This window comes from Stenotrophomonas sp. (assembly GCF_032061965.1).
Lineage (GTDB): Bacteria > Pseudomonadota > Gammaproteobacteria > Xanthomonadales > Xanthomonadaceae > Stenotrophomonas.
The window spans coordinates 173,133-183,801 of record NZ_DAMBEF010000003.1; the positions used below are offsets into that span (position 1 = coordinate 173,133).

General features: G+C 65.2%; 11 protein-coding genes. 6 read left to right on the forward strand and 5 right to left on the reverse strand.

Annotated features, from left to right (window positions below):
* Window positions 1-45 precede the first annotated feature (45 nt).
* On the reverse strand, window positions 46-702 hold the full coding sequence (locus RT460_RS02945) for a dienelactone hydrolase family protein (protein WP_313317060.1): 657 nt from the start codon (window positions 700-702) through the stop codon (window positions 46-48).
* A 332-nt stretch (window positions 703-1,034) separates the two neighbouring features.
* Between RT460_RS02945 and rimO the strand changes: the two genes are divergently transcribed.
* Together rimO and RT460_RS02955 are read left to right on the forward strand one after the other, a co-directional pair.
* The gene (gene rimO / locus RT460_RS02950) at window positions 1,035-2,399 is read left to right on the forward strand and encodes a 30S ribosomal protein S12 methylthiotransferase RimO (protein WP_313317061.1); all 1,365 of its coding nucleotides are present in this window, start codon (window positions 1,035-1,037) and stop codon (window positions 2,397-2,399) included.
* Window positions 2,396-3,232, forward strand: a complete 837-nt coding sequence (locus tag RT460_RS02955) for a DUF3025 domain-containing protein (RefSeq protein ID WP_313317062.1) — start codon at window positions 2,396-2,398, stop codon at window positions 3,230-3,232. The genes rimO and RT460_RS02955 overlap by 4 nt, the downstream gene beginning before the upstream one ends.
* On the opposite strand, the gene greB is transcribed toward RT460_RS02955, so the two are convergent.
* The gene (gene greB, locus RT460_RS02960) at window positions 3,216-3,719 is read right to left on the reverse strand and encodes a transcription elongation factor GreB (RefSeq protein ID WP_313317063.1); all 504 of its coding nucleotides are present in this window, start codon (window positions 3,717-3,719) and stop codon (window positions 3,216-3,218) included. The genes RT460_RS02955 and greB overlap by 17 nt on opposite strands.
* A gap of 88 nt (window positions 3,720-3,807) precedes the next feature.
* Window positions 3,808-5,313 (reverse strand): helicase HerA-like domain-containing protein, encoded by a 1,506-nt coding sequence (locus tag RT460_RS02965; protein ID WP_313317064.1) that lies wholly within the window; start codon window positions 5,311-5,313, stop codon window positions 3,808-3,810.
* 123 nt (window positions 5,314-5,436) lie between these two features.
* Between RT460_RS02965 and RT460_RS02970 the strand changes: the two genes are divergently transcribed.
* Complete coding sequence (locus RT460_RS02970; RefSeq protein WP_313317065.1) at window positions 5,437-7,026, forward strand: transglycosylase SLT domain-containing protein; 1,590 nt, start codon at window positions 5,437-5,439, stop codon at window positions 7,024-7,026.
* Between the two features lie 147 nt (window positions 7,027-7,173).
* Here the strand turns inward: RT460_RS02970 and asd are convergent, their stop codons facing one another.
* Together asd and RT460_RS02980 are read right to left on the reverse strand one after the other, a co-directional pair.
* Window positions 7,174-8,016 carry an archaetidylserine decarboxylase gene (gene asd, locus RT460_RS02975; RefSeq protein ID WP_313317066.1) on the reverse strand — a complete coding sequence of 281 codons (843 nt, stop codon included), beginning with the start codon at window positions 8,014-8,016 and terminating at the stop codon, window positions 7,174-7,176.
* Complete coding sequence (locus tag RT460_RS02980; RefSeq protein WP_313317067.1) at window positions 8,013-8,660, reverse strand: SCO family protein; 648 nt, start codon at window positions 8,658-8,660, stop codon at window positions 8,013-8,015. The genes asd and RT460_RS02980 overlap by 4 nt, the downstream gene beginning before the upstream one ends.
* Before the next feature lie 214 nt (window positions 8,661-8,874).
* Here RT460_RS02980 and prmB point away from each other — a divergent pair, with 214 nt between their 5' ends.
* The 3 genes from prmB to RT460_RS02995 all read left to right on the forward strand — a co-directional run bounded on the left by prmB (window position 8,875) and on the right by RT460_RS02995 (window position 10,475).
* Window positions 8,875-9,804, forward strand: coding sequence for a 50S ribosomal protein L3 N(5)-glutamine methyltransferase (prmB, locus tag RT460_RS02985; protein ID WP_313317068.1), 930 nt, complete (start codon window positions 8,875-8,877; stop codon window positions 9,802-9,804).
* 63 nt (window positions 9,805-9,867) lie between these two features.
* A complete protein-coding gene (locus RT460_RS02990) occupies window positions 9,868-10,158 on the forward strand; it encodes a GIY-YIG nuclease family protein (protein WP_313317069.1) in 291 nt (96 codons plus the stop codon).
* 8 nt (window positions 10,159-10,166) lie between these two features.
* Window positions 10,167-10,475, forward strand: a complete 309-nt coding sequence (locus RT460_RS02995) for a hypothetical protein (RefSeq protein WP_313317070.1) — start codon at window positions 10,167-10,169, stop codon at window positions 10,473-10,475.
* The last annotated feature ends 194 nt before the right edge of the window (window positions 10,476-10,669 follow it).

Below are 10,669 nucleotides of genomic sequence, written 5' to 3' on the forward strand. Positions count from 1 at the left end.
GCGGTGCGGTTCTATTGGCCAGCGCGTGTGGCTGCCGCGTAGTGCTCACAACTGCTCCTTCAGGAAAGCCAGGGTGCGCTCACGTTCCAGGTCGGCGCTGGGAGCGTGGTAATGCATGCCCACCTCGCGGTTGAATGCGTGATCGGCCGGGTAGACATATACAGGCAAGTCGGGTTGCTTTTCACGGTGCGCTGCAACGGCGGCGGCCGGGATCGAGGCATCCAGTTCACCGAAGTGGAAGATCGCCGGCGCTTTGAAAGGCGTGTCCAGAAACGGCACGTTGCGTGCGCCGTAGTAGCTCGCCGATGGCAGGCCCAGCCGTTGCGCGGCCAGCATGGCGATGGTGCCGCCCCAGCAGTAGCCGACCGTGCCGACCTTGCCGTAGTGCGCCAGGACCGCAGCGGCGCTTTCCACAATGGTGACCGCGCGATCCACGCCCAGTTCGTCCACCAACGCCTTGCCGCGGGCGACGCCGGCGGCATCGTAGTCCAGTTGCAGGTCGGGTTCGATCAGGTCGAAGAAGGACGGCGCCAGCACCGCGTAGCCCTCGGCGGCGTACTGTTCGGCGACGTGCCGGATATGGGCATTGGCGCCGAAGATTTCCTGTATCACCACCAGCCCGGCGCGCGGAGTGCCTGCTGGCAGGGCCTGCCAGGCGCGAACGGGACCGAGTGGGGTGGTGAGGGTTATCCAGTTGGGCATGGCAAAAGACTCCAAGGTGTAGGGCTGGCTTCCTTCTCCCGCGTGCGGGGGACGGTGCCGGGAGAGCCTGCCTCCGCGAAGGCGGTGGGGCGGTTGGGGGCAGCTCTAGCTTTATGTGCTTTGAGAGCGCCCTCACCCTAACCCCTCTACCGCAGGCGGGAGAGGGGCCTAAGCAAGGCATTGCCGCGATAGTTCAGTACTGTCGCGATGAGACTGATTATCAGCTCTCTCGCCTATTAAGCCAGCCGCAGGGCGTCGCCGCACAGGCCCGGTATACTGGCCGGCTTTCCGGCCCTGCTGCCATTCCGGCCCGGCCCCAGGATTTCCAGATCATGTCCCAGCTGAACCCCAAAGTCGGCTTTGTCAGCCTTGGCTGCCCGAAAGCCCTTGTCGATTCCGAGCGCATCCTCACCCAGCTGCGGGTCGAGGGCTACGACATCGTGCCGTCCTACGACTCGGCCGACGTGGTGGTGGTCAATACCTGTGGCTTCATCGACTCGGCCGTGGCCGAATCGTTGGACGCCATCGGCGAGGCGATGAACGAGAACGGCAAGGTCATCGTCACCGGCTGCCTGGGCAAGAAGGGCGACATGATCCGCGAGCATTACCCGGACGTGCTGTCGGTGTCCGGCCCGCAGGACTACACCACGGTGATGGAAGCGGTGCACGCGGCGCTGCCGCCCAAGCACAATCCGTTCGTGGACCTGGTCCCGGACTACGGCATCAAGTTGACCCCGCGCCATTACGCCTATCTGAAGATTTCCGAAGGCTGCAACCACCGTTGCAGCTTCTGCATCATCCCGTCGATGCGTGGCGACCTGGTGTCGCGCCCGGTCGATGAGGTGCTGCGCGAGGCCGAGCGCCTGGTCAAGGGCGGTGTGCGCGAGCTGCTGGTGGTGTCGCAGGACACCTCGGCCTACGGCGTGGATCGCAAGTACGCGCCGGGCACCTGGCGCGGCAAGGAGTACGCAACGCGCATGAAGGCGCTGTGCGAGGGGCTGTCCGAGCTCGATGCATGGACCCGCTTGCACTACGTTTACCCGTACCCGCACGTCGACGACGTGGTGCCGTTGATGGCCGAGGGCAAGATCCTGCCGTACCTGGACATCCCGTTCCAGCACGCCAGCCCGCGCATCCTCAAGCTGATGAAGCGCCCGGGTGCGGTCGACAAGACCCTGGAGCGGGTGCTGCGCTGGCGCGAGATCGCGCCGGACATCACCGTGCGTTCCACCTTCATCGTCGGCTTCCCGGGTGAAACCGATGCCGAGTTCGAGCAGCTGCTCGACTTCCTGGATACCGCCCAGCTCGACCGTGTAGGCGCCTTTGCCTATTCGCCGGTGGACGGTGCCACCGCCAACCAGCTGCCGGACCCGGTGCCGGAAGAGGTGAAGCAGGAACGTCTGGCGCGTTTCATGGAAAAGCAGGGGGCCATTTCCGCCGCCAAGCTCGAAGCCAAGATCGGCAGCGTGCAGCAGTGCCTGATCGACGGCATCGAAGACGGTATCGCGGTGGCGCGCTCCAAGGCCGATGCACCGGAAATCGATGGCCTGGTGCATATCCAGAATGCCGACGGGGCCAAGCTGCGGATCGGCCAGTTCGTCGATGTCGAAATCACCGACAGCGATGAGCATGACCTGTTTGGCGATGCCATCGTCGACGCCAAGGCGGCCGCGCCGTTTGATCTCAAGGTGCTGTGACCTGCGCACCTGCCGCTGATGACGCCGGCGCAGGCCGGCGTCGTTTTTTGGCGCCACCGCGCGATCAGGTGGACCGCCGGTGTTTCGAGCAGCGCATTTTTTCAGGCTTTGCGGGTTACGCCGAGCTGTTGCAAGGCGCCGACTGGCCGGATATCGCTGCGCTCAACGCGCACCTGGCCGTGCAGGGCAAGCACTTCGTCGTCCAGGATGACGCCTTGCTTGGCGACGGCCTGCACTACGAACAACGTGTCGCCCAAGGGCGTATCGCCACCCGCGCGCAGAACTGGCATGACCTGTTCAATGCGCTGGTCTGGGCGCGTTATCCGGCGATCAAGTGCGCGCTCAATGCGCAGCAATGTCTGCATATCGCTGCGATGGGAACAGCGCAGCGCAATCGCGCGCAGGCCGCGCTGACCCAGTTCGACGAAAGCGGAGTGATCGTGCGTGTCCGCGATCCGGCCTTGTTGTCGGCATGGGATCGGCACGACTGGATGACGCTGTTCGATCCGCGTTCCTGGCAGCAAGGTGATATCGCGGTCTGCGCGGTCATCGGCCATGCCTTGTTGGAGCAGGCGCTGTTGCCCGGGCGCTTGCTGGTCGGCAAATGCATCGTGGTGCTTGGCGAGGGTGCTGCTGCCTGCGTTGCGCGCGTCGCTGCGGCAATCGGCGAAGGCCGGGTGCTGGCCGAGCCCTCCGAGCTGCGTCCCTTGCCATTGGCGGGTATCCCCGGTTGGCATGCGCCACAGGATGCGGCCTTCTATCAGCTGCGCGATTACTTCCGGCCGCTGCGCGAGGGCCGGACGTATCCGTCTGTGCTCAGCCCTGGTAGCTGACGTCGAGGATGGCGAAGCGGGTCAGGCCGCTGGGCAGTTCCACCGCGAACTCGTCGTCGATGCGCTTCTTCAACAGCGCCCGTGCCAGCGGTGAATCAATGCTGATCCAGCCGGCCGGCGCGTCGGTTTCATCGGGGCCGACGATGCGGTAGGTGTGCGTCTGGCCGGATTCGATGTTCTCCAGTTCCACCGTTGCACCGAAAAACACTGCTTCCGGGTCGCTGGGCGTGGTGTCGACTACGCGCAAGGCTTCCAGGCGCTTGCTCAGGTAGCGCACGCGGCGGTCGATTTCGCCCAGCTGCTTCTTGCGGTAGGTGTACTCGGCATTCTCCGAGCGGTCGCCCTCGGCGGCGGCTGCCGCCAACGCCTTCACCACTTCCGGCCGCCGCTGCCGCCACAGCTCGTCCAGCTCGGCCTTGAGCCGGGCATGGCCCTGCGCGGTGATCAGGGCGGTACTTTTTTCTGCAGGGGGACGCCAACGGCTCACGACTTTGGGTTCGACTCTGGTGGGGTGCGCCGGCACCCGGGGGGATGACGCGACGGCGGCACTGCCGCCGCGTCACCGGCGACGCGGCTCAGCGCTTGCCGCCGAAGATGCTGCCGAGGATGCCGCGCACGATCTGGTTGCCCAGCTTGGTGCCCATGGTGCGGGTGGTCTGCTTGGCCATGGTCTCGATCATGCCCTGACGGCGCTTGGTGCCGAAGATCGCGTCCTTGATGCTCTGGCTGAAACCGCCTTCCTGCGCCTCGTCCTGCTGGCGGGTGCGAGCGGCCGGTGTCTGCGCCTGCTCGACGGCTTTTTCCGCGCGCTGGGCCAGCAGTTCGGCCGCGGATTCGCGGTTGATCGCCGTGTCATAGCGGGTGCCGACCGGGCTGCCGGCGCGCACCTGGGCGCGTTCGGCATCGGTGATCGAGCCCATCCGGCAGCGGGGCGGGGCGATCAGGGTCTTCTGCACCGGCGAGGGAATGCCCTTGTCCTGCAGCGTGGATACCAGCGCCTCGCCGGTACCCAGCTGCGACAAAGTGGCCACCACGTCGAGCTTGGGGTTCTGCACGAAGGTTTCGGCGGCGGTCTTGACCGCCTTCTGGTCGCGCGGGGTGAAGGCGCGCAAGGCGTGCTGCACGCGGTTGCCGAGCTGGCCGAGGATGTTGGCCGGCACGTCGTCCGGGAACTGCGAGCAGAAGTACACGCCCACGCCCTTGGAGCGGATCAGGCGCACCACCTGCTCGATGCGCTGCACCAGCGCTGGCGGCGCATCGTCGAACAGCAAGTGGGCCTCGTCGAAGATGAAGACCAGTTTGGGCTTTTCCAGGTCGCCCACTTCCGGCAACTGCTCGAACAGCTCGGACAGCAGCCACAGCAGGAAGGTGGAATACAGGCGCGGCTTGAGGATCAGCTGGGCGGCGGCAAGGATGCCGACCACGCCGCGGCCGTCGTGATTGACCCGCATGATGTCGGCCAGTTCCAGCGCCGGCTCGCCGAAGAAGGCTTCGCCGCCGTCCTGCGACAGGCGCAGTAGCGCGCGCTGGATAGCCGCCACCGACTGCGCGCTGACCAGCCCGTATTCGGTGGAGATGTCCTTGCGCTCGTCGGCGACCAAGCCCAGCAGGGCGCGCAGGTCGTCCAGGTCCAACAGCAGCAGGCCGCGGTCGTCGGCCAGCTTGAACACGATGTCGAGCACGCCGGACTGGGTGTCGTTGAGCTCCAGGATGCGCGAGAGCAGGGTGGGGCCCATTTCGCTGACGGTGGTACGTACCGGGTGGCCGAGCTTGCCGTACAGGTCCCAGAACACCACCGGGCTGGCCGCCGGTGCATAGCCGTCAACGCCGATCTCGGCCGCGCGCTGGGCCAGCTTCTCGCCGCCTTCGCCGGCGACCGCCAGGCCGGCCACGTCGCCCTTCACATCGGCCAGGAACACCGGCACGCCCAGCCGCGAAAACCCTTCGGCCAGCGTCATCAGGGTCACCGTCTTGCCGGTACCGGTGGCGCCGGCCACCAGGCCGTGGCGGTTGCCAAAACGCGGGAGCAGGGTGACGGCGATGTCGTCGGTGACGCCTTTGCCGAGCAGGATCGGGTCCATGGAGGCACTCATTGATGAATGAAGGGGGGATTCTAACGGCCGACTGTATCGCCGCGGTGGCAATGTTGCCCCGGGGCAAGTCTGGCGGCTACCCTGCTTCACCTTTCGCCTGTTGTGCTGCTGATGCCCGTTTCCTTGTTTGGTGTTCGTCCGTTGCCGCTGCTGCTGGCTGCTGGTTTCCTGACCGTGATCCCGGCGGCGCATGCATTGTCGGCGCGTGATACCGCCAAGGTGCAGGCGATCGAGGCGCGGATGGCGGCCGCCGAGAAGCGCTATTCCGATGCGCTGGTGCTGGTCAACAACGCCGACCCCAAGGGCACGGCCGAGAGCAATGCCGCACTGGAGGACATGGAGGATGTGATCAGCGCCTGCATCGCCCAGAAGGGCTGCCAGGTCAGCACCTTGCTCAGCACCTACAAGCGCCTGCTCAAGCAGCAGGCCGACACCGCCGGGGCTGAAGAAGGCGAGGACGATGTGAGCCCGCTGGAAGCGGACCCGGACCACATCGCACCGTTGATCGCCGATGTGCCCGAGGCGGCGCGCGCGGCCGCCCTGCTCAATGACCACCGGCACGCCTTTGACGAGATGGTCGAGTACAACCCGGCCATCCAGGCGGGTATCCGCCGTTGGCTGACCGACATGCGCCCCTCGCTGCTGACCAGCTACGAGAACTACATGAACCTGCGCGCGGTGATGTGGCCGGAATGGGAGAAGGACGGTCTGCCAGAGGCGTTGCTGTTCGGCATCATGGCCAAGGAATCCAATGGCCGCGTGCATGCGTCTTCGCGGGTCGGCGCCGCCGGCCTGATGCAGTTCATGCCGGCGACGGGCCGCCGCTTCGGCTTGGGCCCGGATGGCACCGGCTTTGATACCCGTTTTGATCCGCGCAGTGCCGCCAGCGCCAGCGCCGATTACATGAACGAGCGGATGCGCGGGCTCAACAGGAACATCGAGTACGCGCTGGCTGCCTACAACGGCGGTGAAGGGCGTGCCGCGCGCATCTACCGTGAGACCGGTGGCCAGAGCTTCTGGACCGATTCCTCCTATAACCAGTTCCCGGGCGAGACCAAGGATTACGTGCCGATGGTGATCGCGGCGGCGTGGATCTTCCTGCACCCGCAGCAGTACGGCGTGGAGTTCCCGAAGATCAACGCGCAGCCGGCGACCATCCGCCTGGCCAAGTCGACCACCATCTATGAGTTGACCATCTGCCTGGGCAGCACCGGCACCCGTGATGGCTACATGCGTGCGCTGCGCAACCTCAATCCCCGTTATGAGGCCGATGGCTGGATTCCGGGCGGTACCACCATCAACGCCACCACCCGCATCGCTGGCCTGTACAACCGCTACTGCGTGAACGGCCCGCGTGCCGACCTGGCGCGGGCGCTGATCACCGCCGATCTGAATGCCGCCATCAAGCGGCCGTCGGCAGCAACCTTCACCGGCAGCGTGGCGGTGGGTGATGTGCAGGCGATGCAGGCCGCGCAGGCGGCCGCGTCGCTGCCGGTTCCGGTGGCCGCGCCGCGGCCGGCGGCTCCTGCACGCCGACCGGCTGCGCGGACCTACAAGGTCGCCAAGGGTGACACCCTTGGTCGTATCGCCAACCGCTTCCAATGCGAGCTGCCAGCCCTGGCCCGGGCCAATGGCCTGCGTGCGCCGGCTTATGCGTTGCGGCTGGGACAGACGTTGCGGCTGGAAGGCTGCGATCGTTGATTGAGAAGGGCGCCACAAGGCGCCCCTTTCCATTGCCGGTAGGAACAGCGAAAGCAGCAAAGCTGCAGATACTGGTGGAGCCGGTAGTGCGGGCATCGGATGCGATACCCGCTTGGCGGCTTGCGCCGCTCCTGCGGCCAGTTCGGCTCAGCGCAGCTTTGCCAGCGGCTGGCCCAACTGCACCGGGCTTTCGGCCTTCAAAGAAGGATCAAAGTCGGCCACCCCCGGCGGCAGCAACACGATCACCGTGGAGCCGTAGTTGAAGCGCGCCATTTCGGCAAATCGCTCCAGGGTGATGCCCTTGCCACGCCAGTCCTTGCGGGTGATGCGGTCGCCATAGGCGGGGATTTCCTCGCCGCTCCATACCGTTTCCACGCCGCTGACCAGCAGCGCGCCGACCATGACCTGCACCATCGGCCCGAAGTCGGTGTCGAAGTGGCAGACCAGGCGCTCGTTGCGGGCAAACAACCGCGGCACGTTGGCCACCGCGTCGGTGCCTACGCTGAACAGGCGGCCGGGCACATGCACGGTCTCGCGCAGGGTGCCGGTCCAGGCCATGTGCACGCGATGGTAGTCGCGCGGTGACAGGTACACCGTGGCGAACAGACCGCTGTTGAACGGCGCCGCATCAGCCGCATCGCCGAGCAGTTCGGCGGCGGTGAACGATTGGCCCTTGGCCTGGAAGATGCGGCCATCTTCGATCGGGCCCAGCTGGCTGATGCGACCATCGGCCGGCATGGTCAGGGTGCGCGGATCGGCGGCGGCCACGCGAGCGCCGGGCTTCAGGCTGCGGGTAAAGAAGCTGTTGAAACTGGGATAGCTGCGCGGGTCCGGATTGCTGGCCTCGGCCAGGTTCACGTTGAACTTGGCGGTCACCGTGTCGATCAGCCAGCGCGAGATGCGCGGGTTCTGCGAATAGGCCAGCGAGCGGGCCATCGATGACAGCAGGCGGTGCGGCAATACGTAAGTGAGGCGTGTAACCAGACTCATGGTGCGGATTTCTCGGTGAGCTTCTTCAGGTCGCTGGCAATTGCCTGCGGGTTGAACGGGGGACGCATCAGCCCGGCCAGGCGTCCTTGCGGATCGAGCACGGCGATGCTGGCGGAGTGGTCCATGCTGTAGTCATCCGGGTTCTGCTCGAAATGCTTGCCCGGGGCCTTCTGGAACACCATGCCCAGCGAGGTGGCAAAGCGCTCCAGCGACGGCACGTCGGCGGTGGCAGCGATGGTGTCCTTGTGGAAGGCATGGGCGTACTCGCCCAGCCGCGCCGGGGTGTCACGCTCCGGGTCCACCGACACCAGCACCACGCGCGGGCGCAGGCTGTCGGGGATGGCCTCCCACTGCTTCTGGGCCTGGGCCAGCTCGGTCAGGGTGGTGGGGCAGACGTCCGGGCAGGAGGTGAAACCCAGGAATACCAGGGTCCAGTGGCCGCGCAGCTCGCCGGGGATCAGGCGGGTGCCATCGGACTGGGCCAGGTCGAACTCCGGCAGGGTGCGCGGTGTGCCGTAGAACAGGATGCTGCTGGTGCCCTGGTTGCTCTGGTTGGACGGCCCGAAGACCTTCTGTGCCAACAACAGGCCCAGGCCGGCGGCCAGGGCGATGGCCAGGATGATGCCGGTATTTCGATTGAACATGCGCGCGGGCTTCCGTTCGGGTACGGCGGCGGGACAGTGACGTCCGCCGTGGGCGGGATACGGGAGTGTAGGGGATTGCAGGCTTCACCCCGGCCATTGGCGGGCGTTTGGGCGCCGTTTGGGGGCCAATGCCGAAGTTTCGGCTGCAACTGGGCAATCAATATACCGGCCAGATGCCTATAATCGCAGACCTTTCAAGTATTTCCGTATTGCCATGACTGCCGAAGCGGCCGCTGAACTCCATACGATCGTCGATCTGATCCGCTACGGCGCAAGCCGTTTCAATGCTGCCGGCCTCACCTTCGGCCACAGCTATGACAACGCCCTGGACGAGGCGACCCAGCTGACCCTGCACAGCCTGCACCTGCCGCCGGACCTTGGCCCGGCCTATGGCACGGCGCGCGTGCTGCTGGAAGAGCGGCAGCAGGTGCTGGCGCTGTTCCAGCGCCGTATCGACGAGCGCCTGCCGGCTGCCTACCTGACCGGTGAGGCATGGTTTGCGGGCTTGAGCTTCAAGAGCGATGCCCGCGCGCTGGTGCCGCGCTCGCCGATCGCCGAGCTGATCCTCAACGGCTTCGAGCCGTGGCTGGCCGGCCGCGATGTCACCCGCGCGCTGGACCTGTGCACTGGCTCGGGCTGCATCGCCATCGCCATGGGTCACTACTACCCGAACTGGCAGGTCGACGGCAGCGACGTCAACGACGCGGCGTTGTCGCTGGCAGTGGAGAACAAGGAACGCCTGCTTGCCCACAACGTCGAGCTGGTCAAGAGCGACCTGTTCACCGGGCTGCAGGGCCGCGTCTACGACCTGATCGTGACCAACCCGCCGTACGTCACCAATGACGAGACCGACGCGTTGCCCAAGGAATATCTGCACGAACCGGACCTGGCGCTGCGTGCAGGCGACGATGGGCTGGACCTGGTGCTGAAGATCCTGCGTGACGCGCCGGATCATCTGACTGAAGATGGACTGCTGATCTGCGAAGTAGGCGATTCCGAACAGCACCTGATCAAGTTGCTGCCGGAAGTCTATTTCGCGTGGATCGAGTTCAAGGTTGGACAGATGGGTATTTTTGCTGTCGAGGCGACGGAGCTGCGGGCGCACCATGCGCGCATCGCGGAGCTGGCCGCTGCGCGGGCCTGAGCCTGTTTTGGATGTCCCACCTGCGCAGGCAGGGGACGCTCTTGTCGTGGTGCAGGAGCGTCAATGAAGCAACCCGCCGTCTATCTTCTGGCATCGAAGAAGCACGGCACGCTTTACATCGGTGTCACCAGTAATCTGGTGGCACGGACCTGGCAACACCGGCAGCACGTGGTTGACGGGTTCAGCAAACGCTACGGTGTGGATGTGCTGGTCTGGTATGAAGTTCACGAGACCATGGAGTCGGCGATTCTTCGCGAGAAGCAGCTGAAGAAATGGAATCGGGAATGGAAGTTGAGGTTGGTGGAGGACGCGAATCCCGAGTGGCGGGATTTGTGGGATGAGATAGTTGGGTAGGGTGTAGGTTGCTGGTGCTGGTGCTGGTGTTGTTGCTGTCGCTGGTGCTGTCGCTGGTGCTGGTGCTGGTGTTGTTGCCCTGTTGCTGCGTTGCTGTTGCCGTTGCTGTATTGCTGTATTGCTGTGTTGCTGTTGTTTGTCGCCGTCGCCGTCGCCGTCGCCGTTGCCGTTGCTTTTGCTCCTACGCCGTCATTCCCGCGAAGGCGGGAATCGCTCCAGTTTTGGCTTTTGCCTTTGCTTTGGAGCGTGAATGTGGGGAAGCAGAGAGCAACAGCAAAGCAAGAGCGATTCCCGCCTTCGCGGGAATGACGGCTTAAGGGCAGGTGCAAGAGCAATTGCAAGGTCAACCGCAGAGGCAATCGCCAGAGCAACGGCAAGAGCAACGGCAAAAGCAACGGCAAGAGCGATTCCCGCCTTCGCGGGAATGACGGCTTAAGGGCAGATGCAAGAGCAACCGCAAGAGCAACCGCAAGAGCAACCGCAAGAGCAACCGCAAGAGCAACCGCAAGAG